This is a genomic window from Nakamurella sp. PAMC28650, assembly GCF_014303395.1.
In the GTDB taxonomy this organism is placed as follows: domain Bacteria; phylum Actinomycetota; class Actinomycetes; order Mycobacteriales; family Nakamurellaceae; genus Nakamurella.
Window position 1 is genome coordinate 5188303 of sequence record NZ_CP060298.1, and the last position, 24815, is coordinate 5213117.

The following is a 24815-nucleotide window of genomic DNA, read 5'->3' on the forward strand; positions in this document are numbered from 1 at the left end:
TGCTCCTTCTGGGGCAACGGTGGGCCGCGCTCATGAACGGGTCGACTCGCGTCACTCGAGTCCCAAGACCTTGACGTTGATGAGCGCCGGCGAAGTTGATAAGCGCGGCGGGGGGCGGGGCGGGGGCGGGGGCGAGCCGCGCGTTAGCTGGCGTCCCAGAGTTGGTTGATCTTCTCGAGCATGAAACGGTTGGACTCCTCGGCCTTGTCCTCCCACGCGAACACGCAGGCGGTGAGCTGACCGTCGAAACCGATCTCCTTGAGCAGCGAGAACAGCTGCACGAAGTCCACCTCGCCCTGCCCGATGTTCAGGTGCTGGTGGACGCGGACCGTCGACCCGGGCGGGTTGACGATGTACCGCAGCCCCGAGGAGGCGCTGAAGTCCAGTGAATCGGCCAGATGGACGTCGGTCAGCAGGGAGCCGGCGTGCTTGATGATCTTCTCGGGGTCGTTGCCGATGTGGAACGTGTGCGGCGCGCAGTACAGGTAGGACAATCGCGGGGAGTCGATCCCGCGGATCACGTCGATGGCTTCGACGCCGTCCTCGATGAAGTCGTCGGGGTGCGGCTCCAGCACCAGGTCGATCTCGCGTCGCTCCAGGATCGGGAGCAGTTCCTCCATGGACCTGAAGAACTGGTGCTCCGACTTCGCGACCGCTTCGGGACGGCCGTTGAACTCCGAGACCATCCGGGACACACCGAGTTCGGAGGCGATGTCGATCGCCCGTTTCCAGTTGCGCATGGCGGCCTGACGCTCGTCCTCGTCCGGGCCGGCCCACCGGTAGAGCGGCAACAGGGTCGACACCGCCACCCCCGCCGAATCGAGTTCCTGACGGAACCTGCGCACCGACGCCAGATCGACCCTGGGGTGACGGAAGAACGGCAGGAAGTCCTCGCGGGGGGACAGCTCGATCCACTCGTAGCCCAGATCGGCCACCACGCCGGGCAGTTCCAGCAGTGGGAGGTGCCGGATCATGTGTGGATCCAGAGCGATGCGCATGCCGAGGCTCAGGTGGTTGCGTCGTAGAGGGACGGCTTGTCGCCGAGCTTGACCTCGACCCGGCCGTCACCACCGAAAAGTGACCGGACGGCGGCGTCGGACACCACGGCGGCGGCGTAGCCGTCCCAGGCGCTCGGACCGAATTCGCCTCCGTCACGAACGGCGTCGATCCACTCCTGGAACTCCACGTCGTAGGCGCGGAGGAACCGCTCGCGCCAGTCCTGCGGCACCCGTCCCGAGTACATGTTGTTCTTGCGCACGACGATCGGATTCGACTCGCCGAGCGCGGCAGTGCCTTCCTCGCCGACGACCTCGCCGCGGATGTCGTACCCGTAGCGGATGTTGACGGAGATCTCGACGTCGATCAGCGCGCCGCCCTCCATCTCCAGCAGCAGCAGCAGCGGGTCCTGCAGTTCGCCGCCCAGCCGGCTCTTGCGCGGGGTCAGCACCGTCGTCGCCACGATCTCCTCGCCGAACATCCAGCGCACCATGTCGATCTCGTGCACCGCGGTGTCGGTGATCGCCATGTCCTTCGTGTAATGCCCTGGGACACTGGGGTTCCGATGGGTGCAGTGCATCATCAGCGGGGTGCCGATCTCGCCGCTGTCGACCGCCGCCTTGAGTGCCCGGTACGACGCGTCGTAGCGGCGCATGTAACCGACCTGCACGAGCCGACGGCCGAACGCCGACTCGGCGTCCAGGATCCGGCGGCAGGCCTCCTCGGTGGTGGCCAGGGGCTTCTCGCAGAACACCGGCTTCCCGGCGGCGATGGCGGCCAGGACGTATTCCTCGTGCGTCGGTCCCCAGGAGCAGACCACCACGGCGTCGACGGCCGGATCAGAAATGACGTCCTGCCCGGTCGGGTGCGCGATGGCACCGGGTAGTCCGGCCGCCACCGTGGCTGCTTCCTCGGCATTCACGTCGGTGACCGCCACGACCGCCGCACCGGCGAGAACCGTGGTGAGCCGGCGGATGTGGTCCTTGCCGATCATGCCCACGCCGATGACGCCGACGCTGACTGTCATGTGGTAGCTCCCTGAAAATGCATCCGATGAAGAGGCCGTTGTTTTGAAAGCTCTTGCGTTCAGCCGGCTGGAAGCAGCTATCTCTGCAATTCGTGGCCGAGCTCGGCAAGCTCTTGGCCGCCGGCCATCTCGGCGGTGAGTTCCTCAAGACTGACTTCGGAACGCTTCTTGTCGAGCACCCGCTCGCCCAGCTTGAGGATGATGAAGTGGTCGCCGACCAGGTAGGCGTGGTGCGGATTGTGGGTGATGAAGACGACGCCGAGGCCGGCGTCCCGCGCGGCCGCGGTGTACTTCAGGACGACACCCGACTGCTTCACACCCAGTGCCGCGGTGGGCTCGTCCAGGATCAGCACCCGGGCACCGAAGTAGACCGCCCGCGCGATGGCCACGCACTGACGCTGGCCGCCGGAGAGCGTGCCGATGGGCTGGTTGATGTCCTTGACGGTGATGCCCATCTTCTGCAGCTCGGCGTCCGCGATCTGCCGCATCTCCTTGATCTTCATGGGCGCGAACGGCAGGTTCGCCGTGCGCAGTTCCGATCCGAGGAAGAAATTGCGCCAGACCTCCATCAGGCTGACCACGGCCAGATCCTGGTAGACGGTGGCGATCCCGTGATCGAGAGCTTCGCGAGGGGATCCGAATCTCACTTCCCGGCCGTCGACCTTGAGGCTGCCCTCCGAGTGCGGATGCAAGCCGGACATGATCTTGATCAGGGTGGACTTGCCGGCCCCGTTGTCGCCGAGCACGCAGGTCACCTCGCCGGCGTTCACCCGCAGGTTGACGCCTCGCAGTGCCCGGATCGACCCGTAGACCTTGCCCACGTCGGTCATCTCGATCAGTGGCTCACCGCTCTGCAGCGTCTTGTCCGCATGCCCGGCAAGGGTGTCTGTCATCGCTACACATTCTTCCGGGTGGTGGAGAGCTTCTTCACGTAGAGGTTGACGGCCACGGCCAGCAGCAGCATGACGCCGAGGAAAGCCTTGAACCAGTTGGGATCCCAGCCCGCGTAGACGATGCCCTGGGTCACCATGCCGAAGATGAACGCGCCGATCGCGGTGCCGATCGCGGAGCCGAAACCGCCCGTCAGCAGGGTGCCGCCGACGACCGCGGCGATGATGAAGATGAACTCCTGGCCGACGCCCTCGCCGGCCTGGATGGTGTTGAACCCGTAGAGGCGGTGCTGACCGTAGAACCAGGCCAGGAACCCCACCATCATGAACAGGCCGATCTTGACCTTGTCCACCGGGACGCCGACGGCGCGCGCACTGTCCGGATTGCCGCCGACCGCGAAGATCCAGTTGCCCACCCTGGTGCGGGCCAAAACCCAGGTGGCGATCGCCACGAAGACGAACCACCACACGATGGTGATGGTGTAGCTGACGCCGTTGATCACGATCTGCCCGGCGAAGATGGATTTCAACGTGTCGAAGCCGGCGATGTTCGAGACATCCTGGGTGGCAACGGATCCGGTGATCAACTTCGTGACGGCGAGGTTCGCGCCCTGCAGGATGAAGAACGTGCCGAGGGTGATCAGGAAGCTGGGTATCTTCGTCTTCACCACCAGGTAGCCGTTGATGAAGCCGATGCCGACGGACAGCACCAGGGCCACGCCGGTCCCGACCCACATGTTGACGGTCAACTGGTAGCTGACCATGGAGGCGGTGAGCCCGGAGGTGATGAAGGCGACGCCGGCGGACAGGTCGAACTCGCCGCCGATCATCAGCATCCCGACCGCCACCGCGACGATACCGACCTGAGAACTGGCGTACAGCACCGTGGAGAAGGAGGTCGCGTACCGGAACGGCGGCGCCACGATGAAGAAGAAGACGTAGATCAGGATCGCCGCGATGAGGGCACCGATCTCCGGGCGGCCCAGGGCCCTCTGCATCAACGGCTGCGACGCGCGTCCGGCGGGTACCGGCGCCGACGTCGACCGCGGAGTCTTGGTGAGACTCATGACTTGCTCCGATCGGTGGAGAAGCCCGGGGACCGGACCGGGTTGCTGCCGACGACCCAGTCCCCGGGAATCGGGATTGCTACGTCAGCGGGTGCCGGCGGCGGCGAACTTGGCGATGTCGACGACGTTGGTCTTGTCGACGAACGACGGACCGGTCAGCACGGCCTTGCCACCGCCGATGTCGTTCTTGTTCGTGATGTAGAGCCACAGCGAGTCCACCGCGAGGTAGCCCTGCAGGTACGGCTGCTGGTCGACCGAGAAGTCGATGGTTCCCGCCTTGATGTCATCCGCGACCGTACCGTTCAGGTCGAAGGTCACCACGTGGGTGCTGCTCTTGGCCGTGGCCTTGGACTGCAACGCGGCGACGGCGATCGGGGCACCGAGGGCCACGACGTAGTCGATGGACGGGTCCTGCTGCAGCTTGGCCGTGATGGTGGACGTGACCGAAGCCAGATCGGCACCGTTCACCTGCAGGTTGTCCGTCGTGGGCATCTGCGCCTTGACCCCGGCGCAGCGGGCCTCGAGGGCCACCGAGCCCTCGGCCTGGATGATGCAGAGCGGGTGCTTGCCGCTGGCGGCCTTGATCCGGCTGCCGACTGCGTTTCCGGCCACCGTCTCGTCGGAGCCGAAGTACATCAGCGCACCGAGTTTCTTGTAGGCGTCGATGCCGGAGTTGAATCCGACCACCGGGATGCCGGCCTTCGTGGCGTTGGCCACGGCCCCGGACAACGCGTCCGGCGTCACCAGAGTGGTGGCGATCCCGGCGACCTTGCTGTCGACCGCGTTCTGGATCAGGGTCGCCTGACCGGAGGCGGAGGGGTCGTTGGAGTACTTGAGGTCGATGTTGTCCTTGGCCGCAGCGGCCTTGGCGCCCGACTTGATCTTGTCCCAGAAGGTGTCGCCCGGGGTCTCGTGGGTGACCATCGCGATGGTCAGCCGCGGGGTCGTGGCCGTCGTGCCAGCGGATCCGGCATCGACCGAACCCGCGGCAGTGCCGCTCGCCGAGCCGGGGGCCGAGCCCGCCGCCGACGATGCGCTGGTCTCGGTGGACTTGGCTCCGCCGGTGCTGCTGCAGGCGCTGAGCGCCAGGGCCAGTCCCAGTACGGCGGCCACCGATGCGGCGGCCTTCTTGCGAATCCTCATTGATCCGTTCCTTTCGCAGAACTCGAGGTCCCGTTGTCATCCGACGACGGGGGTGAAGGCTGGAGAACCGGCCGATACGAACGCATCTGCCCGAGTCTGGGTGACGTCGTCCGGGGAACCTGCATCAGACCACAAGAGTGGCCCACCACACACCGCATGTCAATACTTTGTACTGACATTCTTACGTCTGCTCGCCCCGTCAACATAGCCCGTGACCTGCCCCGGGAGTCCCGGGGCACGGGAGACGAACGGGCCTCCGTTTGATCGTTATTCAATTGTGAGATGGCCTGATCGCTCCGGCGACCGGAATAGCCGAAGAAAGGCCGATCAGTCGTTCTGCGGGAATCCGAGGTTGATGCCGCCGTGGCTCGGATCCAGCCAGCGCGTGGTGATGACCTTCCCGCGGGTGTAGAAGTGGAATCCCTCGGTGCCGTGGGCGTGGGTGTCGCCGAACAGCGAGTTCTTCCACCCGCCGAAGGAGTAGTAGCCGACCGGCACCGGTACCGGCACGTTGATGCCGATCATGCCGACCTCCACCTCGTGCTGGAACCGGCGGGCGGCCCCGCCGTCGTTGGTGAAGATGGCCGTGCCGTTGCCGTAGGGGTTGGAGTTGATCATGTCCAGGGCGTCGTCGAAGGTGCCGACCCGCAGCACCGAGAGCACCGGACCAAAGATCTCCTGCGTGTAGACGGACATCTCGGGGGTGACCTTGTCGAACAGCGTCGGGGAGACCCAGAAGCCCTCCGGTGCGCCGTCGACCTGACCTCCGCGACCGTCGACGACCAGCTCGGCCCCGGCATCGACACCCTCCTGGATGTAGCCGGTGACCTTGTCACGGTGCGCTCCGGTGACGAGCGGGCCCATGTCGCAGCCGCGGCGGCCGTCGCCGGTCCGCAGACCGGACATCCGCTCGGTGATCTTCCCGATCAGCTCGTCGGCGATGGAGTCGATCACGACCAGCGCGCTGATCGCCATGCATCGCTCCCCTGCCGAGCCGAATCCACCGTTCACGGCGGCGTCGGCGGCCAGATCCAGGTCGGCGTCCGGAAGCACGACCATGTGGTTCTTGGCCCCGCCGAGGGCCTGCACCCGCTTGCCGTGCCTGGTGGCGTTCTCGTAGACGTAACGAGCGATCGGGGTGGAGCCCACGAACGAGATCGCCTTCACCTTCGGGCTTTCCAGCAGCGCGTCGACGGCGCTCTTGTCCCCCTGGAGCACGTTGAAGATGCCGTCCGGAAGTCCGGCCTCCTTCCAGAGCTCGCCCATCCAGATCGCCGCCGACGGGTCCTTCTCGCTCGGCTTGAGCACCACGGCGTTACCGGCCGCGATCGCCACCGGGAAGAACCACATCGGGACCATGGCCGGGAAGTTGAACGGGGAGATGATCCCGACGACGCCGAGCGGCTGCCGCAGCGAGGAGACGTCGACGTTGGTCGAGGCGTTCTCGCTGGTGCTGCCCTTCAGCAGATGCGAGAGACCGCAGGCCAGCTCGACGATCTCCTGGCCCCTGGACACCTCACCGAGCGCATCTTCGAGCACCTTGCCGTGTTCGGAGGTGATCAGCGCGGCCAGTTCTGGCTTGCGGGCGTTCAGCAACTCGCGGAAGGCGAACAGCACCTGCGTGCGGCGGGCCAGCGACATGTCGCGCCAGGCCGGCCAGGCCCGGGCGGCGGCGGCGATCACTGCGTCGGAGTCTTCGCGGGAAGCCAGCGCCACCCGCTTGGTCACCTGCCCGGTCGCCGGGTCGAAGACATCCGCGGTCCGGCTGCTGGTGCCGGCGCTGCGTACACCGTCCACCCAATGTCCGACCACCGGGAGGTCCTGGCCTGCGGCCGGTGCCACTGCTTCCTGTGTTGCTGTCATGTTCGGTGCTTCCTCTTCTGAAAGGCGATTGATGTTCAGGCGGAGCGTGTTCGGCGGGGTGATCTAGGAAGCGGGTGTGACGTAGGTCCGTTGGGCCAGCTTGTGCTTCTCGTACGCGGCCCGTGCCACTTGAGTGCTGTCGATGGTGGAGACCTCGGCGACCGGCACGTCCCACCAGCCGTCCCCGCCCGGCGACTGCTCGTAGAGGTCCGTGTCCACGTGCACCATCACCGCGGTGGTGGCCGCCTTGGCCCTGGCCAACGCATCCTTCAGCTCCTCCAGGGTCTTCGCCCGGTAGACCCTCACACCAAGGCTTTCCGCGTTCGCAGCGAGGTCGACCGGTAGGATCCCACCGTCCAGACGACCCGATTCCGGCGACCGGTAGCGGTACCTGGTGCCGAACCGCTGGCCGCCGAGGGACTCCGAGAGCGACCCGATCGAGGCGTACCCGTGGTTCTGCAGCAGCACCACGATGATCTTGATGCCCTCCTGCACCGCGGTGACCAGCTCGGTGGGCATCATCAGGTACGAGCCGTCGCCGACCGTCACGAACACGTCCCGGTCCGGCGCGGCCATCGAAACGCCGATGCCGCCGGGGATCTCGTACCCCATGCAGGAGAATCCGTACTCCACGTGGTAGCCCTTGCGTTCCCGGGTGCGCCACATGCCGTGCAGGTCGCCGGGCAGTGATCCGGCGGCGCAGACCACCACGTCCCGTGGATCCATCACCGCTTCGACCGCACCGAGCACCTCGCTCTGCGCGAGCAGGCCGTTCTTGGCGCCGAAGCCGTTGTGGTGGGAGGCAACCACTCTGGCGTCCCACTCACCGGCCAGCCTGGTGGCCAGCGCCTGGTACGCGGCGTCGGAGCGGTAGCCGGCCAGTGCGGCCTGCAGGGCGGGCAGCGCGCGCTTGGCGTCGGCGACGACGGGCAGACCGGCCTGCTTCACGGCGTCCAGCCCGGCCACGTTGATGTTGACGAACTTGACACCCTGCTGCTGCCAGACGGTCTTCGACGCCGTCGTGAAATCGGAGTAGCGGGTACCGATCCCGATGACGACGTCGGCGGCGGCGGCGATCTGGTTGGCCGCGGTGGTCCCGGTGGCACCGATCGCACCGGTGTTCAACGGGTGGTCGTAGGGCAGCGATCCCTTGCCGGCCTGCGTCTCGGCGATCGGGATGCCGGTCGCGTCCACGAAAGCCCTCAACTCGTCGTTGGCCTCGGCGTAGGTCACGCCGCCGCCGGAGACGATCATCGGACGCCGTGCGGCCCTGATGATCTCGGCCGCCTCAGCGATCACCTCCGGCTCCGGGACCGGCCGGGCGATCCGCCAGACCCGATCGGCGAACAGTTCGACCGGCCAGTCGAACGCCTCGGCCTGCACGTCCTCGGGGAGGGCGATGGTCACCGCTCCGGTCTCGACCGGATCGGTCAGCACGCGCATGGCGCCGAGCAGCGCAGCCGGAAGCTGCTCCGGCCGCCACACCCGGTCGAAGAACTTGGACAGCGGGCGGAAGGCGTCGTTGACCGAGACGTCGTACCCGTAGGGCTGTTCCAGTTCCTGCAGCACCGGGGAGGCGACCCTGGTCGCGAAGATGTCGGCGGGTAGCAGCAGCACCGGGATGCGGTTGACGGTCGCCAGCGCCGCCCCGGTCAGCATGTTCGCCGCCCCGGGACCGACCGAGGCCGTGACGGCGAAGGTCTCCAGTCGGTCCTTCTGCCGGGAGTAGCCGACCGCGATGTGCACCATGGCCTGCTCGTTGCGACCCTGGTGGTAGGGCAGCAGTCCCGGCTCGTCGAGCTCCGCCTGCAACAGGGCCTGCCCGATGCCGGCCATGTTGCCATGTCCGAAGATGCCGAAACAGCCGGCGAAGAACCTGCGGCGCACGCCATCGCGTTCCGAGTACTGCCGGCCCAGGAATGCCACGACCGCCTGGCCGACGGTCAGCCGCAACGTTGCGCCGGGGGACCTGTCGCTCACGTGGTTTCTCCTTCGGAAGAGAGGTAGAACGGAAGCCGGGAATCCACGGCCTGGTCCACCCAGGTGTCGCGGACCCAGCCGTGCTCGGGATCGTCGCTGATCAGCCACGCGCGTTCGGCCGCCGGGCCCGCCATCACGTTGAGGTAGTACATGTCGTGGCTCGGCGCGGCCATCGCCGGGCCGTGCCAGCCGTGCGGAATCAGCACGACATCACCATCGGAGATTTCTTCCAGCACCTCGATCGGACGATCGGCGGTACCGTAGACCCGTTGGTAGCCTGCAGCTTTCCCGCCGATTCCGTTCGGTGCCTTGGACCGGAAGGCGTAGTAGTAGATCTCCTCCAGCTCCGATTCGGTCTCCGAGACCTCGTCGTGCTTGTGCGGTGGGTAGGAGGACCAGTTCGATGCCGGGGTGATCACCTCGCAGGCGATCAGCTTGTCGGTCTCGAAGGCCGCCGGTGTCGCGAAGTTGTTCACCTGACGGCTCGAGGAACCGGCTCCCCGCAGTTCGACCGGGACGCCGGAGGCCGGTCCGTACCGGAACGGCAGCCGGCGGGTCGCGCGCGATCCCGGCAGCGAGATCACCGCTCCGGCGGCGCTCGTCAGGGTGGCACTGGAATCCCTGGGCAGATAGGCGAAGTCGGTGACGGCATCGAACACACCGCTGCGGCCCTGGAGATGGAAGGTCTGTCCGTCGACGGTGACCGTGCACCCACCCGACAGCGGTAGGGCGATCATCTCGTCCTGGCCCGTGTCGAAGGTGACCGGCACGTCGGGGGCAAGGGTCAGCACCCGCAGGCTGGAGTAGCCCCAGGCAGCGGATTCGGGGGTGACGACCAGGTCGAAGACGCCATCGGCCGCCGAGCCGGCCGGGAGGTAGTGGGCCATCGCTATCGCACCATCGATACGGCGGTGTCCACCGCGGCGGCGACGTCGTCGTCCCCCGGATACAACAGGGTGCGACCGACGACCAGACCGCGAACGGCGGGCAGGGTCAAGGCATCTCGCCAGCTCTGGTAGGTCGCCTCGGCGTCGGCGGCCGGATCACCGCCGAGCAGCAGGGTGGGCAGGGTGGTCGAATCCATCACGCGCTCCATGTTCGGGACGACCGGCAGTTTCATCCAGGTGTAGGCCGACGTCCGGCCCAGCGCGCTGCAGATGCCGACCGACCTGATCACGGCGTCCGGGGTCAGGTCGTTGTAGACGCGGCCCCCGGTGCGGCTGGACCAGAAGGGTTCGACCATCGCGATCAGCTTGCGTTCGGACAGTTCGTTGACCGCTCTGGCCGTCGCCTCCATGGTGGCCACGGTTCCGGGATCCCCCAGGGCGATCCGGGTCAGCGTCTTCCCGCCGTTGAGCCCCATGTCGGCACAGCCCTGGGCGTCGTAGCCGGTGAAACGGTCGTCGAGTTCGAACTCGGCGCCCTGCAGCCCGCCGCGGTTCATCGACCCGAAGACGACCTTGTCCTCCAGCGCGCCCAGCAGCAACAGGTCCTCCAGGATGTCCGGCGAGGCGAGCAGTCCGTCGACCCCGGGGCGGCCCAGTGCGACGACCAGTCGGTCCAGAAGATCAACCCGTGATCCCATGGCCATCGGCCGGTCCCCGACCCCGAACGCGCCGCGGGCGGGATGGTCGGCCGCGATGATCATCAGCCGCCCGTCGCCGCGGACCGTCGGACGCCTGGTCCGCACCTGGGCCGCGCGCCGGATCGCGTCCGGATCGCTCGCCCGGATATCGGTCACCTCGGCGAGCCGGTCGCGGATCGGCCGGCCGGCCGGCGTGCCGGCCGGCGGCGCGGAGATGATCGTCGCGGTGATGGATGGCTTCTCGGCAGTGTCAGGTGCTGGAATCATTGCCGACCTCCTTCAGTAGGGCCTCGACCTCGGCGGTGGTCGGCATGGCACTGGAACATTCCCGACGAGAGGCGACAATAGCGCCGGCCGCGTTGGCGAACCGCAGGATCGTCTCCAGATCCCAGCCGGACAGCAGTCCGTGGCAGAGCGCGCCGCCGAACCCGTCACCGGCTCCGAGGCCGTTGATCACCTTGATCGGGGTGGGCGGCACCTCGAGCGTCAGGTCCTTCGTCATGCCCAGGACACCCCTCGGGCCCTGCTTGACGATCGCGATCTCGACGCCGGCCTCCAGCAGGGCCTTGGCGGCGCGGCGCGGATCGGTCTCACCCACAGCGATCTCGCACTCCTCCCGGTTCCCGACGGCCACCGTCACGTGGGAGAGTGCTGCCTGCACCTGGCGGCTCGCCTCGGCCGGGTCCTTCCAGAACATCGGCCGGTAGTCCAGGTCGAGCACCGTCAGCGGCTGGCGGGCCCTGGCCTTCCAGGCAGCGAAATGCGCCGACCTGCTGGGCTCCTCGGACAACCCGGTGACGGTGGACCAGTAGATCCCGGCGTCGGCGATCGCGGCGAGATCGAGTTCCTCCGAACGGATCTGCAGGTCGGGGGCGGTCGGGAGCCGGTAGAAGAGCAGCGGGAAATGATCAGGCGGATACATCTCGCAGAAGGTGATGGGGGTGAGCAGGTCGGGGACGACGGTGACGTAGGAGTCGTCGACCCCGAACTCGCGCAGCGCCTTGTGGACGTACCGTCCGAAGGCGTCTGGCCCGGTCCGGGAGATGATCGCCGCGCTGCGACCGTGACGGGCGACGGCGACCGCCACATTGGTGGCACTCCCACCGAGGTATTTGCCGAAGGTCTGGACGTCCTCCAGGCCCACGTTGTCCTGGAGCGGGTACAGGTCCACACCGATCCGGCCGATCGTCACCACATCGAGATGTCCGCTCACGCCGCTCCTTCGTTGGTGACGGCCGCACTCCATGGATCCCATCGGTGGCCGCTCTGCCGTGATGCACCAAGGGTGGCGAAACCACGGACTCCTGTCAATAGTTTGTCATTACATTCTGTCATTCGGCCGTCAGGCGTTGTGGGCGTACGCTATCGAAATCTCAGGATGCGCCCGACGGCTTCGGCCATCAGAGTGCACCTGCCACTGAAGGGGACCAATGACGGACCTGTTCATGGACTTGGATCGGTCGAGTCCTGTGCCGCTGTACTTCCAGGTTTCCCAGCAGATCGAAGCGGCCATCTCCTCCGGGCTTCTCGGCCCCGGTGCCCGGTTGGACAACGAGATCAGCCTGGCCGACCAGTTCGGCCTGTCCCGGCCGACCATGCGTCGAGCCATCCAGGAACTGGTCGACAAGGGACTGCTGGTGCGCAAGCGCGGCGTCGGCACCCAGGTCGTGCACGGGCAGGTCACCCGGCCGGTCGAATTGACCAGCCTCTTCGATGATCTCGCCCGCGGACACCAGGCTCCCCGCACCACCCTGTTGGTGAACGAGGTGGTGCTCGCTTCGGAAACGGTCGGCCATTTCCTCGACGTTCCGATCGGCTCGAGGGTGCTGCACCTGCGCCGGCTCCGCTTCGCAAATTCCGAGCCGCTGGCGATTCTGGAGAACTACCTGCCGGAGGATCTGTCCGAGATCGGCCGGGGCGATCTCGAGTCGCGCGGCCTGTACCAACTGATGCGGGCCAAGGGCGTCCACATCCGCGTCGCCAAGCAACGCATCGGCGCGCGATCGGGGACGGCCGAGGAATGCGCCCTGCTCGGCGAACGCAAGGGCAGCCCGCTGCTGACGATGGACCGGGCCACGCACGACGACTCCGGCCGCCCGGTCGAATGGGGCCACCACGTCTATCGCGCCAGTCAGTACTCGTTCGAAGTGACCCTCGTCGACCACTGACCCGCCCCTCCCCCTCTCCACCGTCATCCACGGACGTCCTGCAAAGTGGTGGCTATCGGCCGCACTTCGCAGGACGTCCGGGGCTCGGCGGGAGATCATCGGGACGATTTTGCCCGGCCCACCGTCAGCGAGTAGTCTTCGGGGGTTGCCTCGGCGAGGGTGACTGTGCGGATCCGTTCCTGCGATCCCCGGTCACCGTGATCGACGCGGTGGGTCATGACCGGTCCGCTGTTGTTCTTCGCGCGCTGTGGCGGCGACACCGACCGTTCGTCCCGACCCACCTTCCAGGAGCACCACATGGCCGAGGTTCGCCTTTCCGCAGAGTCCCGCACCGAATTCGGCAAGGGCTTCGCCCGTCGCATCCGCGCAGTGGGCAAGATTCCGGCCGTCCTGTACGGCCACGGCACCGCTCCCCGTCACCTGACGCTGCAGTCCCGCGAGTTCTCCCACGCCATCAAGGGCGGCGCCAACACCATCCTGACGCTGGCGCTCCCCGACGGGGACGAACTCGCGCTCGCGAAGTCGGTCGTGCGGCACCCGCTGCGCGACTACTTCGAGCACGTCGACCTGATCATCGTCAAGCGTGGCGAGCGGGTCACCGTCGACATCCCGATCCTGCTGGTGGGCGAGGCCGCTCCTGGCTCGACCGTGCTCACCGACGCCAACACCCTGTCCATCGAGGTCGAGGCGCTGCACATCCCGCAGAGCCTGGAAGTCTCCCTCGACGGACTGGAAATCGGCTCGCAGGTGCTCGCCTCGCAGGTCGTCCTGCCCGACGGCGCGACGCTGATCAGCGACCCGGACACCCTCGTCGTCGCAGTCTCCATCGTCGAGGAAGCCGACAGCGGCGAGGAAGACGAAGTGGTCGCCCCGACGGCAGAGACCCCCGAAGAGGCCTGATCCGCCTCCCGCGTCCACCTCTCGTCGAGCGGAGATCTGAGCCGGACATTTCCTCCCAGGAATCCAGGGGGTGCGAAATGACGACAGATCTCCGCTCGATGTCGAGATCGGAACATCGATGAGCATGCCGGCTCCTGGGCATCGAATACCGGACCAGGTCCTGGTGATCGGGCTCGGAAACCCGGGGCCTGCCTACGCCGGGAACCGGCACAACATCGGCGCCATGGTCGCCGATGTACTTGCGGCCCGTTTCGGCGGCAGGTTCAAATCCCACAAGGCCGGTGCCGACATCGCGGAGGGCCGCTTGGCCGGCACCCGGGTGATCGCCGCGAAACCCCGCTCCTACATGAACCTGTCGGGCGGCCCGACCGCCGCCCTGGCGCGGTTCTTCAAGATCCCGCCGGCGGACGTGATCGTCGTTCACGACGAATTGGACCTCCCGCCGTCGGTGATCCGCGTCAAGCAGGGCGGCGGCGAAGGGGGCCACAACGGTCTCCGGTCCATCTCTGCGTCACTGGGCACCAAGGAGTACCTGCGGGTCCGGTGCGGTGTGGGACGTCCTCCCGGACGGATGGATCCCGCCGACTACGTCCTGCGCGACTTCACCGCCGCGGAGCGCAAGGCCCTGCCGGTCGATCTCGAGAATGCCGCCGACGCGGTCGAGTCCCTGATCAGCATCGGATTGCTGGAAACGCAGAACCGTCTGCACTGAGCGATTTACGCCCGGCTCGACCATGCTCCCGCGTGCCGTTGCCTAAACTGTGATCATGAGTGCCGCAACCACATCCGTCGAAGTACCCGATTCTCTGCAGCCGGCCCGGACGTTCGACCTCGCCAGTGCGCAGGTCATCGACTACCTGACCGCGGTGATGCCGATGGGGATGTGGGCCGTCACCCGGGTGGTCGACGGGCGTCAGATCGTGCTGAGGGTCGAGGACACCTTCTACGGCTTCGCCGCCGGGGGCGAGGGGGCCTTCGAAGATTCGCCCTGCCACCAGATGGTCTCCGGCGCCGCACCGCAGATCGCCCCCGATGCCATGGCCGTCCCGGCCTACGCCAACAGCGGACTCGCGTCTTTGATCCCCCTGGGTGCCTATGTGGGAGCGCCCATCGTGCTGTCCGACGGACAGCTGTTCGGCACCGTGTGCGGATTCAACGACACTGCCTTGCCGGACACCTTGCGCGCCAATCAGCCGTTGCTGACGCTGTTGTCCGGCCTGCTGTCTTCGGTCCTGGAAGCCGACCATGCCGCGGTGCGTGCCCGCCGGGCCCTCGAGGTCGTCCAGGTGGAGTCCGAGACCGACGGCCTCACCACACTTCTCAACCGACGCGGATGGGACCGGTACATCGAGGTCGAGGAGGAACGCTTCCGCCGCTTCGGTGACCAGGCCAGCGTCATCGCGATGGACCTGGATCGACTGAAGATCATCAACGACACACAGGGGCATGACGCCGGAGACCGGTACCTGCAGCGCACCGGGGAGGTGCTCAAGGCCTCGGTGAGGTCCGGCGACGTGGTCGCCAGGCTCGGTGGGGACGAGTTCGGGGTGATCGTCGTCGGCGCCGGGTCCGATACCGCCGCCCGGCTGGTCGGCCGGATGAGTGCGGCGCTGGAGAAGGCAGGGATCTCGGGGTCTTTCGGCCACGCACCGATCACCGTGGTGGCCGGCTTCCCCGGCGCGTGGAAGGCAGCGGACTCCGCCATGTACGACGAGAAGCGTCGTCGGCGCAGCGAGAGGACGAACCCCTCGCCGAGTTGACCCCGGGCGCGAAGGCCCGGGGTCAACTCCGGTGATCGGACAGCGGAGAACCATTCAGGCCCCCGGATTCATCCCCGTGGATTCACTTCTGCGGCAGCGCGTGACCCTCGTTGTCGAGATAGTCGCGCCAGGAACGCTTGGGCGACCAGCCCAGGACATCCATCGCCTTGCGCGAGGAGATTCCGGAGGCATCCACCCGATCGGTGGGGCGGAGTTCGATCTTGTCCCCGTAGTACTGGCGGAGCACGGCCGCGAAGTCGTGTCCACCGACGTTGTCGGGTGAGGCGATGTAGAACACCTCGTGCCCGGGGAGATCCGATTCGGCGGCCAGGACGATCGCATCGGCCAGATCGTAGGCGTCGATGTAGCTCCACAGGTTGGGGCTCAGCACCGCGGCGTCCCGGATCTGCGGGCCGAGGTTCTGCTCGTAGTTGCCCTCGTACTGGACCCAACTCGGCCGCAGCGAGATGCAACGGATGTCCGACCGCTGGACGGCGGCGTCCATCAGCTGCTCACCGAACAGCTTCGAGAGGGCGTAGGGATCCTGCGGGCGGGCCGGATGGAGCTCGTCGACCGGTGCGTAGTCCGGCAGGAAATCCCGCTCCGGGAAGAAGAAGCCGGGAACGGTCTCACTCGAGATATTGACGAAACGCTTGACGTCCCAACGAACTGCAGCCTCCAGGACGTTGAAGCAGGCCATCAGGTTGGTGCGGAAGACGACCTGCGCCGGGTTGCCGGTGGGTTCCGGGATGGCGGCGGTGTGCACCACCGCATCGGCTCCGCGGATGACGGCGAAAGCCTCGCCGGCGTCCGTCAGGTCGGCCATCAGGTACTTGGCCGACCCCTTCTCGGGGCGTTCGAAACCAGGCCGGGTGAGATCCGTCGCCAGCACCTCGTGGCCAGCGGCCAGGAGGGCTCGGGTGGCAGCACGACCGACTTTGCCATGCGCTCCGGTCACTACGATTTTCATGAGAGGTCCTCGGGTTCGACGAAGGCGGCCGACCAACCTGGGCGGGTCGGCGCGTGGACAGAACAATGGTGCTCGGACAGAACGATCCTGGAGAGAACAATGGTGCGGAGGCGGACCAGCGATCGGTCAGGAAGCGGTGCGCTTCCTGGTCTTGTCGGCCCGGAAGTCCGCCGCCTTGATATCGGTGAGTGAGTCACTGGGATTGATCACGTAGTGATCCATGTCGACCTCGGTCTGGTTGAGGTGCTCCCGCATCGCCCGGCCGGCCTTGGTCGGCGTACCCCGGCGAACGGCGTCCAGGATGCGGGCGTGGTCCTTGATCGCATTCTCCCGGACCGGCGCGTGCGAGGAGGTCTGGTGCCGGGTCAACCGGAGGATCTGCGAAATGGGGTCGAAGAGCGACGCGATCATGCTGTTCCGGGCGGCGTCGACGATGCATTGGTGGAAGGCCATGTCTGCATCGACGAAGCTCACCACGTTCGGAACGGCTGCCGCGGCCCGCATCTGCCCGAGGTTCTCCTCCAGGAAGTCCAGATCGGAATCGGTCCGGCGTTCGGCCGCCATCTCGGCGACCGCGACCTCCACCACCCTCCTGGCCTCGATCAGCTGACGGGGGAGGGCCAGTCGGTCGGATCCGTGCGCGGAGCGGGCCACGAACAGGACCGGATCCAGGGTCGACCAGAGCGACGGGGCGTTGACGAAGGTGCCCCGGCCGTGCTCGACCCGGACCACGCCCTTGGCGGCGACGGTCTTGATCGCCTCTCGCACCGTCAACCTGCTGAATCCGGATTGCTCGGCCAGTTCGGTCTCGCTGGGGAGGGGCACATTGGCCGCATATCGACCGACGACGATGTCGTTGATGATCTTGTCGGCGAGGCCGTCTGCCAGCGACGGACGCGATTTCATGGTTCCCTCCTTTGCCCTGCGAGGAGTATGACATGCCCGTCTGCGTCACCGTTTACCTGCCGCGGCTTCGCTTTTGACGCCAGATGTTCAGGGCCACGGCGCCGACGATGATGACGCCGCTGAACACCTGTTGCCAGTAGGCCGAGATGCCCAGCAGGATGAGGCCGTCCTGGATCAAGGCCAGGAGGCAGGTGCCCAGCACCGTCCCCAGAATGCTGCCCTCGCCACCGAACAGGCTGGCCCCGCCGATCACGACGGCGCCGATCGCGACCAGTTCGTAGCCGTTGCCCGCCGAAGGCTGGCCGACGCTGAGCCGGGCCGTTTCGATGAGCGCCTCCAACCCGGCCAGGCCGCCGGCGATGGCGAAGATGGCGATCTTGGTGCGGCGCACCCGGATACCGGACAGCACGGCGGCCTGTTCGTTGGACCCGATGAAGAACACGTTGCGACCGAAACGTGTTCTGGCCAGCACCAGGTGTGCGACCACCGCGACGACGGCCGCGATCCAGACGGGAATCGGGATCCCGGCCAGCGAACCCTGTCCCAGCACCAGGAATGCGTCCGGGAACCCGCTGATCGTCTGCCCTTGGGTGATGCCGAGAGCGAGTCCCCGAGCCACCGCCAGCATGCCCAGCGTGACCACGAACGGCGGGATGGAGGTCATGCCCACGATGAGCCCGTTGACCAGGCCGACCCCCACACCGCAGAGCAGCGCGAGCACGGCGGCCAGCACCATCGGCAGTTGCAGGTTCACCATGAACTCGCCGGTCATGATGCTGACCAGAGCCACCGTGGAACCCACCGAGAGGTCGATCCCTCCCGCCAGGATCACGAACGTCATCCCGACGGCGATGATCAGCGAGAGCGACGCCTGCCGGGCCACCACGATGAGGTTGTCCGTCGTCAGGAAGTACGGAGAGCGCCAGGTCAGGAAGATCACGACCAGGACGAGGACCCCCGCCAGACCTGCCTCCCTGGCCGCCAGGACCGATCTGAACCGGTCGGTGTGCGTCCGTCGGGACGGGCCCGAGTCCTGCTCGGGCTCCACTTTCGAGGGAATGGTGTTGGTCATTTGACTGTCTCCGGGTTGGGTGGCTGCGATTCGTGGACGCCGGTGGCCAGGGCCATCACCTGCTGCTCGTCGGCGGCGGCGGCATCCAACTCCCCGACGAGGCGTCCTTCGCGCATGACGAGTATTCGATCTGCCAACCCGAGAACCTCGGGCAGCTCTGACGAGATCATGATGACGGCGATGCCTTCTGACGCGATTTCCCTGACGAGCCGGTAGATCTCGGCCTTCGCCCCGACGTCGACGCCACGCGTCGGCTCGTCCAGGATCAACACCCTGGGACGACGGGCCAGCCACCGCGCGAGGACGGCCTTCTGCTGGTTGCCGCCGCTCAGCGTCCCGACGGCCGTCTCGATCGACGGGGCCTTGACCCGGAGGTCGCCGGCCATCCGGCCGGCGAGCGCCTTGTCCCGGCCCCGTGACACGACCCCCATGCGGGAGAGGTCGGTCAGGCAGGCGGAGGTGATGTTGAAACGAATGGGCAGACCCAGGAACAGACCCTCCCGTTTGCGGTCCTCCGGGACGTAGGCGATACCGGCTGCGATGGCCTCACGCGGATTGCGCAACCGCACCTGCTTCCCGTCGACGTGCACGGACCCGCTCGTCGGCCGGGTGAGCCCGAACACGGCCAGGGCCGTCTCGGTGCGCCCCGCTCCCACCAGTCCGGCCATGCCGAGGATCTCACCGGCAGCCACGGTGAACCCGACATCCTGCACCCGGGGACCGGCCTGGAGCCCGCGAACCTCCAGGACCGGGGGCCCCGCCGGCCGGTCGGCCGGACGCTGCCCGTACATGTCGACCAGGTCGCGGCCGACCATCATCTTCACCACCTGGGAGGGCGTGACGTCCGCGACCTGGTGGACACCGACCAGTTCACCGTCACGCATCACCGTGATGGCATCGGCGACCGAGAAGATCTCCCGCATCCGATGGGAGACGTAGATGACGCTGACGCCCCGCTTGCTCAGGCGGCGCACCAGGGCGAGCAGGGTCTCGACCTCGTCCTCGGTCAGCGAGGAGGTCGGCTCGTCCATCACGATCAGCCGTGCGTTCATCGAGAGCGCCTTGGCGATCTCGACCATCTGCCGGCGGGCCACGTTCAGCCGGCCGACCTGTTCCGTCGGCAGTGCGTCGATCTTGAGTTCCGCCAACAACTTCGCAGTCGCCTTGTGCATGGCGTCGAAGTGCACGCCCCGACCCCGTCTGGTCGGCTCGCGGCCGGCGAAGACGTTCTCGGAGATGCTGAGGTGCTCGGCAAGCATCAGTTCCTGGTAGATCACGGCGATGCCGGCGGCCTGTGAATCCCTCGGGGATCGCAGATCAGTTGCCTGCCCGTCGATCTCGATCGTCCCTGCATCGGCGACTGCGGCCCCGGCGAGCACCTTGAGCAGGGTGCTCTTGCCCGCGCCGTTCTCGCCGACGAGACCCATCACCTGGCCAGGATCGACCCGGAGGTCCACTCCGCGCAGCGCTCGGACACCGGGATAGTTCTTCACGATGCCCTGCATGACGATCAAGGGAGGCGTCATCTCAGTGAGGAGCCGAGGTCTGGAACGAATCGAGCGTGGTGGGAATGACCGTGACGACCCCGGTGTCCACGTTGAATGCGGCCGGCAGCTTCGACGTCTTCTTGTTGAGATCGACCAGGATCTGCAGGGCGCTGGCCGTCATGCCGTACGGCTTCTGGGAGATCAACGCGTCGACGCAGCCACCCTTCATCCCGGCGATACCCTGCGGCACGACGTCGAATCCGACGGCCTTGATCTTGCCGCACTTGCCGGCGGCCTTCAGCGCGCCTGCGATTCCCGGAAGATCAGAACCGCCGATACCCGCCATTCCGGTGAGGTCCGGGTGCGCCTGCAGGATCGTCTCGGCCTTGCCCTGGGCGTCCGCGATCGATTCACCGGACTCCTCGGTGGCGACGATGGAGATGCCGGGGTACTTGGCCAGTCCCTGCTTGAGACCGGTCAGCCGCTGGTTGAGGTTGGTGGCGCTGAGCGAGCCGATCACCACCGCGACCTTGCCCGAGCCGCCCATCGCCTTGGCCAGCGCCTCCGCCTGGCTCTCACCGGCTTTCACGTTGTCGGTCCCGATGTAGCCCTGCACCTGGCTGTTGGGTACCGGCCCGTCCCAGGCGATCACCGGAATACCCGCTGCGCGTGCCTTGGCGATGATGTCCTTGACGCTGGCCGGATCGTTCGGGGAAATGGCGATACCGGCCGGCTTGGTCGCAAGGATCGACTCGAAGATCGCCACCTGCTTGCCGGCGTCATCGGTGTCGGGTCCGAGGAACTGGGCCTTGACGCCCAGCTTGAGCGCTTCGGCTTCCATACCCTTACGGGCATCGACCCAGTACGGGTTGTTGAGCGACTTGGGCAGGAAGACGTAGCTGCCACCGGCCACGGAGGCCGCCGCCGCAGGCGCACCGGACGAGGCCGCGCCGCTCATCGCTGCGCCGCCCGCCGCCGCGCCGCCCGCCGAGCCGGCCGCCGCGCCGGTGCTGGAGGCACCGGTGCTGCAGCCGGCCAGCGCGAGCGCGGCCACCAACAATGCCCCGCCGAGAACTTTTGTACGCATGACAACTCCTTCGAAGAATGGGGTGAGGGGTGCGACATCTCGATCTGTCTGCTGAGATCCGGTCCCGTCGCAGGGGACCGGCCAGAGGTCTGTTCGATCCGTACGATCGAATCGTCGTACTGGGTAGCTGCTTGAGTAAAGTTCAGAACGGGACGTCCACTGCTGCAACAGGATTGCGCAGTTCAGCGAGCGGGTGTGGGTCTGTGTTCACGGCCTGCTGCAACAGTCGGTAGAACAAAAGCCCGCGACTCTTCGAGGTGCGTCGGTTGAACCGGAATGTGTATTCGTCCAGGTAGTAGGCCAGGTGCTCCTGGGAGACCGCGTAATGCAGGGTGCCGGTCAGCCAGCGTTTGAGCAGCGAGGCGACCATGTGGACGCCGGGGAGGTTGATGTGGGCGGGCTCGGCGCTGTCGGTCCCGACGAACGCGACGTGCTCGTAGCCGGCCGCGGTCAGCTTCTTCAGGTAGTTGGCGCCATCGGTTCTGACCGTTGATCCTTTGGCGATGACGCGGTCGGCGAAGCCGAGCATGCTGACCGATCGGGCTGTCTCGGCCAGCTCGATGCGGACCCTGCCCAGCTTGCGGCCGGGGATCGATTCCACTGCGATCATCGCCGCGGTGTGGTCCTTCACGCCGCCTGCGCGGCCGCGAGGCTCGTTGCCGATGAACACTTCATCTAACTCCACCACACCGGAGAGCAACTCCCGCTCGGGGCGGACCATCGCCCGGCGTAGCTTCTGCAGCCACGCCCACGCTGTTTCGTAGGATCCGAAACCCAGCACCCGCTGCAGACCTTGCGCGGACATCCCGTTCTTCTGCGAGGTGATGAACCAGATCGCCGCGAACCACGTCGACAGCGGCGTCCGGAGCCGGTGGAAGATCGTGCCGGCGGTCACCGACGTCTGCCGGCCACACCTGGTGCACATCCATTTCGCCTTCGCCGTACGCCAACCGCCGGGCGCCCCGCACACCGGACACACAAACCCCTGGGGCCACCGCAGACGCTCCAGATACGCCAGACACGACGAGTCATCCGGGAACCACTCCAGCAACTCCTGAAAGGTCCGGGGGTAATCGACACCACCGACCGGGTAGGCACACACTGGCTCTGACATGGCCAAATACAACTTGACTCAAGCAGCTACCCAGTATCGTCGTTCGAACTCAGGACGTCCGAGGTCAGGACGTCCGAGCTCAGTGGTCTGAGGTCAGTCCTGTGACCTCGGGTCGTCTGGCGTTCAGGTCGTCGGAACCCCGACCCGTTCTCGGACGATCTGCGCCAGGTGCTCCACACCGGAGCGGGGGCTGGAGAGCACCTGGAGGCCCGTTTCCGATTCGAGCCGGGAAACCAGTCGATTCATGGAAGCCTGGGCCAGCACGATGATGTCGACCTCCTTGGCCAGCTCGATGGCCTGATCGGCGATCATCTGGTCGTGGGCCGGCCGGTCGCCGCCCATCAGGACGTCGAAGGCACCCGGGCACAGTCTGCGGACGATGTGCGGTGAGCGGCCGGTCTCGTGTGCCACCGAGGCGATGAGATCGCTGGTCGGGCCCAACGTGGTGGGCACGGTGGCCAACACTCCGATGCGATCGAACCCGGCGGCCGTGGTGGCCATCGCCTGGTCGATCTTCACCACCGGCACGCCGACGGCCCGCTGTGCGGCATCCAGCGTCGGTCCGAGAGAGGAGCACGCGGAGAAGATGACGTCCGCCCCGGCCGCTTCGGCCGCCCGGGCCAGGAGGACCATTCGTTGCTCGCTCTGATCCGAGATGCCCTGCTCCCGCACGACCGTCGCCAGCACATCCGAGTCCACGAAGTGGAGGATCTCGGCGTCCGGGATCAGCTCCGAGATCAGGTCGGTGATCACCGGCTCCACGGTCACGAACACGAAGCTCGTGTGGAGCACTGCCACTTTCGCCATGCCACTCCTTTGATCGTCTTTGACCGACACATCAGATGAGTTCTGCTGATGTCGTACGACTATGAACAACACGAGGCGTGTTGTCAAGATGTTTCCGAAATTCTCGGTGAGGCGATCGGCTGGTCTTCTGCCGCGGCCTATCGGATAGCTCACTTACCCTGATGTTGTTGCACTGAAACAGCAATCCTCGAATCCTGGAAGTGGCCGACGTGCATAGTTCTGCGCGCTTCAGTCACTTGCACGAACGGAACCTGACGGGTATGACTTGTGGTCGCGTGGTCCTCCCAGAACGAGACGCCCGCCCTGTTCGTCACCATCCCCCAGTTCTTTCCCGTCCCAGCGGGCACCACCCGGCGGCACCATCCCAGCGGCAGACGTCACCACCTGTCCGTGGACGGTCGGTCACCCGACGTCCGCACCGGCCCTCCCCTGACAGAGGATTCCCATGACAGCACCGCACCGCGACCTGTCGCACCGCGACGCACCCGACCCGGTCCGGGCCCGCACGCTCGAGGCGTTGACTGCGGACACCGCCGCTCCGTGGGTCGTCGACCCGTCGGCGCTCGCCATCGAAGTGGCAGCCGGCCGGCGTCTCGTCGTTCTCGACGACGACCCCACCGGCACCCAGACCATTGCGGACCTTCCCGTGCTGACGCGTTGGTCGGTGGAGGATCTGCGCTGGGCGCTCCAGCAGCCCACCAGCGCCTTCTTCGTGCTGACCAACACCCGCAGCCTGTCCGCGGCCGACGCAGCGTCGGTCAACCGGGAGATCGTCCGTGCGCTGGCCGAGGCCGCCGCGCTGGAGGAGGTGGACTACGTCATCGCCAGCCGCGGGGACTCCACCCTGCGCGGCCACTATCCACTCGAGACCGATGTGCTGGCCGAGGAACTCGCCGGCCGGCAGCGAACCGTCGACGGGGTGATCATCGTGCCCGCGTACATCGAGCCCGGTCGGGTCACCATCGACTCGGTCCACTGGATGCGCGCCGGCGCAGTGATGGTTCCGGTCGGGGACAGTGAATTCGCCAGGGACGCCAGCTTCGGCTACCACCACTCGGATCTGCGGGACTGGGTGCAGGAGATGACGTCCGGTCGTTTCCCGTCGGCGCAGGTGCTGGCGATCACCCTGGCCGATCTGCGTGACGGCGGACCCGAGAGGGTCCGGCAGATGGTGAGCTCCCTGGCCGACGGACGGCCGGCCGTCGTCGACGCCGTGGTCGACGACGATCTGAGGGTCCTCGCTGCCGGTCTGCTCCTGGCCGAGGCCGACGGCAGGACCTTCCTGTATCGCACCGGGCCGTCCTTCGTCCGGGCCCGCTCCGGGCAGGTCGCCACCCCGCCCCTCTCTCCCGGTCGGTTGCGGGAGATCCTGCGCGCCGGCGACGATGCCGGAAATTCCCGGAGGGTCAGCCACCGCGGGATCGTCGTGGTGGGTTCACATGTGGGCCTGACCTCCCGCCAACTCGATCACCTGCGCGGCCGCGGACGGATCGTCGAACTGGAACTCGACGTCCCGACGCTGCTGGACCCCGCCCGCCGCGACGCCCACATCGCCGAGATCACCGCTCAGGGCGTGGATCTGCTCTGTCGCGACGGCGCGGCCGACGACGTGGTGATCAGGACGAGCCGCACCCTGGTGGCGGGAACCGATGCACACGACAGCCTGGTGATCGCGCGTACGGTCAGTGCCGCCCTGCTCGCGACCGTCCGCGACGTCGTGGCCGCGGTGCGCCCGTCGTTCGTGGTGGCCAAGGGCGGGATCACCTCCTCCGACACGGCGACCGAGGGTCTGTCGATCAGACGTGCATGGGCGCGCGGAACCCTGCTGCCAGGGATCGTCTCGCTCTGGGAACCCGTCTCCGGACCGGCGCAGGGCATCCCGTACGTGGTGTTCGCCGGCAACGTCGGCGACGACGATGCACTGGCCGACGTCGTGGAGACGCTGCGCGGTCTCTGACGGCGGGCCATCGGGGCCTGCGGTGTCCGGGCGTGC

At 66.9% G+C, this 24815-nt stretch carries 22 protein-coding genes; 5 read left to right on the top strand and 17 right to left on the bottom strand.

Going from position 1 to position 24815, the window contains the following annotated elements:
- Positions 1 to 143: 143 nt before the first annotated feature.
- The 10 genes from H7F38_RS23460 to iolC all read right to left on the bottom strand — a co-directional run bounded on the left by H7F38_RS23460 (position 144) and on the right by iolC (position 11764).
- Positions 144 to 998 carry a sugar phosphate isomerase/epimerase gene (locus tag H7F38_RS23460; RefSeq protein WP_187092010.1) on the bottom strand — a complete coding sequence of 285 codons (855 nt, stop codon included), beginning with the start codon at positions 996 to 998 and terminating at the stop codon, positions 144 to 146.
- 8 nt (positions 999 to 1006) lie between these two features.
- On the bottom strand, positions 1007 to 2023 hold the full coding sequence (locus H7F38_RS23465) for a Gfo/Idh/MocA family protein (protein ID WP_187092011.1): 1017 nt from the start codon (positions 2021 to 2023) through the stop codon (positions 1007 to 1009).
- A 77-nt stretch (positions 2024 to 2100) separates the two neighbouring features.
- Complete coding sequence (locus tag H7F38_RS23470; RefSeq protein WP_187092012.1) at positions 2101 to 2916, bottom strand: ATP-binding cassette domain-containing protein; 816 nt, start codon at positions 2914 to 2916, stop codon at positions 2101 to 2103.
- Between the two features lie 2 nt (positions 2917 to 2918).
- Entirely contained in the window at positions 2919 to 3980 is a 1062-nt protein-coding gene (locus tag H7F38_RS23475; RefSeq protein ID WP_187092013.1) for an ABC transporter permease, read from the bottom strand.
- A gap of 84 nt (positions 3981 to 4064) precedes the next feature.
- Entirely contained in the window at positions 4065 to 5123 is a 1059-nt protein-coding gene (locus tag H7F38_RS23480; RefSeq protein ID WP_187092014.1) for a substrate-binding domain-containing protein, read from the bottom strand.
- A 327-nt stretch (positions 5124 to 5450) separates the two neighbouring features.
- On the bottom strand, positions 5451 to 6986 hold the full coding sequence (locus H7F38_RS23485; RefSeq protein ID WP_187092015.1) for a CoA-acylating methylmalonate-semialdehyde dehydrogenase: 1536 nt from the start codon (positions 6984 to 6986) through the stop codon (positions 5451 to 5453).
- A 63-nt stretch (positions 6987 to 7049) separates the two neighbouring features.
- Positions 7050 to 8966 (bottom strand): 3D-(3,5/4)-trihydroxycyclohexane-1,2-dione acylhydrolase (decyclizing), encoded by a 1917-nt coding sequence (gene iolD / locus H7F38_RS23490; protein ID WP_187092016.1) that lies wholly within the window; start codon positions 8964 to 8966, stop codon positions 7050 to 7052.
- On the bottom strand, positions 8963 to 9853 hold the full coding sequence (gene iolB / locus H7F38_RS23495; RefSeq protein ID WP_187092017.1) for a 5-deoxy-glucuronate isomerase: 891 nt from the start codon (positions 9851 to 9853) through the stop codon (positions 8963 to 8965). The genes iolD and iolB overlap by 4 nt, the downstream gene beginning before the upstream one ends.
- A gap of 2 nt (positions 9854 to 9855) precedes the next feature.
- A complete protein-coding gene (locus H7F38_RS23500) occupies positions 9856 to 10818 on the bottom strand; it encodes a deoxyribose-phosphate aldolase (protein WP_222618286.1) in 963 nt (320 codons plus the stop codon).
- Positions 10802 to 11764: a 5-dehydro-2-deoxygluconokinase gene (gene iolC / locus H7F38_RS23505; protein ID WP_222618287.1), complete on the bottom strand. Its 963-nt coding sequence runs from the start codon at positions 11762 to 11764 to the stop codon at positions 10802 to 10804. The genes H7F38_RS23500 and iolC overlap by 17 nt, the downstream gene beginning before the upstream one ends.
- 217 nt (positions 11765 to 11981) lie before the next feature.
- Between iolC and H7F38_RS23510 the strand changes: the two genes are divergently transcribed.
- The 4 genes from H7F38_RS23510 to H7F38_RS23525 all read left to right on the top strand — a co-directional run bounded on the left by H7F38_RS23510 (position 11982) and on the right by H7F38_RS23525 (position 15379).
- Positions 11982 to 12719 carry a GntR family transcriptional regulator gene (locus H7F38_RS23510; RefSeq protein ID WP_187092018.1) on the top strand — a complete coding sequence of 246 codons (738 nt, stop codon included), beginning with the start codon at positions 11982 to 11984 and terminating at the stop codon, positions 12717 to 12719.
- Positions 12720 to 13016: 297 nt separating this feature from the next.
- Positions 13017 to 13619 carry a 50S ribosomal protein L25/general stress protein Ctc gene (locus H7F38_RS23515; RefSeq protein ID WP_187094942.1) on the top strand — a complete coding sequence of 201 codons (603 nt, stop codon included), beginning with the start codon at positions 13017 to 13019 and terminating at the stop codon, positions 13617 to 13619.
- Between the two features lie 118 nt (positions 13620 to 13737).
- On the top strand, positions 13738 to 14331 hold the full coding sequence (pth, locus tag H7F38_RS23520; RefSeq protein WP_370531274.1) for an aminoacyl-tRNA hydrolase: 594 nt from the start codon (positions 13738 to 13740) through the stop codon (positions 14329 to 14331).
- 55 nt (positions 14332 to 14386) lie between these two features.
- A complete protein-coding gene (locus H7F38_RS23525) occupies positions 14387 to 15379 on the top strand; it encodes a GGDEF domain-containing protein (RefSeq protein WP_187092020.1) in 993 nt (330 codons plus the stop codon).
- 82 nt (positions 15380 to 15461) lie between these two features.
- Here the strand turns inward: H7F38_RS23525 and H7F38_RS23530 are convergent, their stop codons facing one another.
- The 7 genes from H7F38_RS23530 to H7F38_RS23560 all read right to left on the bottom strand — a co-directional run bounded on the left by H7F38_RS23530 (position 15462) and on the right by H7F38_RS23560 (position 22822).
- The gene (locus H7F38_RS23530; RefSeq protein WP_187092021.1) at positions 15462 to 16349 is read right to left on the bottom strand and encodes an NAD(P)-dependent oxidoreductase; all 888 of its coding nucleotides are present in this window, start codon (positions 16347 to 16349) and stop codon (positions 15462 to 15464) included.
- Positions 16350 to 16475: 126 nt separating this feature from the next.
- Positions 16476 to 17255 (bottom strand): FadR/GntR family transcriptional regulator, encoded by a 780-nt coding sequence (locus H7F38_RS23535; RefSeq protein ID WP_187092022.1) that lies wholly within the window; start codon positions 17253 to 17255, stop codon positions 16476 to 16478.
- Positions 17256 to 17307: 52 nt separating this feature from the next.
- Positions 17308 to 18327: an ABC transporter permease gene (locus tag H7F38_RS23540; protein ID WP_187092023.1), complete on the bottom strand. Its 1020-nt coding sequence runs from the start codon at positions 18325 to 18327 to the stop codon at positions 17308 to 17310.
- Positions 18324 to 19853 carry a sugar ABC transporter ATP-binding protein gene (locus H7F38_RS23545; protein WP_187092024.1) on the bottom strand — a complete coding sequence of 510 codons (1530 nt, stop codon included), beginning with the start codon at positions 19851 to 19853 and terminating at the stop codon, positions 18324 to 18326. Before H7F38_RS23545 ends, H7F38_RS23540 begins: the two co-directional genes overlap by 4 nt.
- 1 nt (position 19854) lies before the next feature.
- A complete protein-coding gene (locus H7F38_RS23550; protein ID WP_187092025.1) occupies positions 19855 to 20901 on the bottom strand; it encodes a sugar-binding protein in 1047 nt (348 codons plus the stop codon).
- Between the two features lie 142 nt (positions 20902 to 21043).
- Positions 21044 to 22015: an IS1595 family transposase gene (locus tag H7F38_RS23555; RefSeq protein WP_187091427.1), complete on the bottom strand. Its 972-nt coding sequence runs from the start codon at positions 22013 to 22015 to the stop codon at positions 21044 to 21046.
- 123 nt (positions 22016 to 22138) lie between these two features.
- Positions 22139 to 22822, bottom strand: a complete 684-nt coding sequence (locus H7F38_RS23560; protein WP_187092026.1) for an aspartate/glutamate racemase family protein — start codon at positions 22820 to 22822, stop codon at positions 22139 to 22141.
- A gap of 445 nt (positions 22823 to 23267) precedes the next feature.
- Here H7F38_RS23560 and H7F38_RS23565 point away from each other — a divergent pair, with 445 nt between their 5' ends.
- A complete protein-coding gene (locus tag H7F38_RS23565) occupies positions 23268 to 24779 on the top strand; it encodes a four-carbon acid sugar kinase family protein (protein ID WP_187092027.1) in 1512 nt (503 codons plus the stop codon).
- Positions 24780 to 24815 lie beyond the last annotated feature (36 nt).

Bases quoted from the DNA above. Each gene is read 5' to 3' on its own strand.
- H7F38_RS23460 (WP_187092010.1), bottom strand. From the start codon at position 998: ATGCGCATCGCTCTGGATCCACACATGATCCGGCACCTCCCACTGCTG.
- H7F38_RS23465 (WP_187092011.1), bottom strand. From the start codon at position 2,023: ATGACAGTCAGCGTCGGCGTCATCGGCGTGGGCATGATCGGCAAGGAC.
- H7F38_RS23470 (WP_187092012.1), bottom strand. From the start codon at position 2,916: ATGACAGACACCCTTGCCGGGCATGCGGACAAGACGCTGCAGAGCGGT.
- H7F38_RS23475 (WP_187092013.1), bottom strand. From the start codon at position 3,980: ATGAGTCTCACCAAGACTCCGCGGTCGACGTCGGCGCCGGTACCCGCC.
- H7F38_RS23480 (WP_187092014.1), bottom strand. From the start codon at position 5,123: ATGAGGATTCGCAAGAAGGCCGCCGCATCGGTGGCCGCCGTACTGGGA.
- H7F38_RS23485 (WP_187092015.1), bottom strand. From the start codon at position 6,986: ATGACAGCAACACAGGAAGCAGTGGCACCGGCCGCAGGCCAGGACCTC.
- iolB (WP_187092017.1), bottom strand. From the start codon at position 9,853: ATGGCCCACTACCTCCCGGCCGGCTCGGCGGCCGATGGCGTCTTCGAC.
- H7F38_RS23500 (WP_222618286.1), bottom strand. From the start codon at position 10,818: ATGATTCCAGCACCTGACACTGCCGAGAAGCCATCCATCACCGCGACG.
- H7F38_RS23510 (WP_187092018.1), top strand. From the start codon at position 11,982: ATGACGGACCTGTTCATGGACTTGGATCGGTCGAGTCCTGTGCCGCTG.
- H7F38_RS23515 (WP_187094942.1), top strand. From the start codon at position 13,017: ATGGCCGAGGTTCGCCTTTCCGCAGAGTCCCGCACCGAATTCGGCAAG.
- pth (WP_370531274.1), top strand. From the start codon at position 13,738: ATGAGCATGCCGGCTCCTGGGCATCGAATACCGGACCAGGTCCTGGTG.
- H7F38_RS23525 (WP_187092020.1), top strand. From the start codon at position 14,387: ATGAGTGCCGCAACCACATCCGTCGAAGTACCCGATTCTCTGCAGCCG.
- H7F38_RS23530 (WP_187092021.1), bottom strand. From the start codon at position 16,349: ATGAAAATCGTAGTGACCGGAGCGCATGGCAAAGTCGGTCGTGCTGCC.
- H7F38_RS23535 (WP_187092022.1), bottom strand. From the start codon at position 17,255: ATGAAATCGCGTCCGTCGCTGGCAGACGGCCTCGCCGACAAGATCATC.
- H7F38_RS23540 (WP_187092023.1), bottom strand. From the start codon at position 18,327: ATGACCAACACCATTCCCTCGAAAGTGGAGCCCGAGCAGGACTCGGGC.
- H7F38_RS23545 (WP_187092024.1), bottom strand. From the start codon at position 19,853: ATGACGCCTCCCTTGATCGTCATGCAGGGCATCGTGAAGAACTATCCC.
- H7F38_RS23550 (WP_187092025.1), bottom strand. From the start codon at position 20,901: ATGCGTACAAAAGTTCTCGGCGGGGCATTGTTGGTGGCCGCGCTCGCG.
- H7F38_RS23555 (WP_187091427.1), bottom strand. From the start codon at position 22,015: ATGTCAGAGCCAGTGTGTGCCTACCCGGTCGGTGGTGTCGATTACCCC.
- H7F38_RS23560 (WP_187092026.1), bottom strand. From the start codon at position 22,822: ATGGCGAAAGTGGCAGTGCTCCACACGAGCTTCGTGTTCGTGACCGTG.
- H7F38_RS23565 (WP_187092027.1), top strand. From the start codon at position 23,268: ATGACAGCACCGCACCGCGACCTGTCGCACCGCGACGCACCCGACCCG.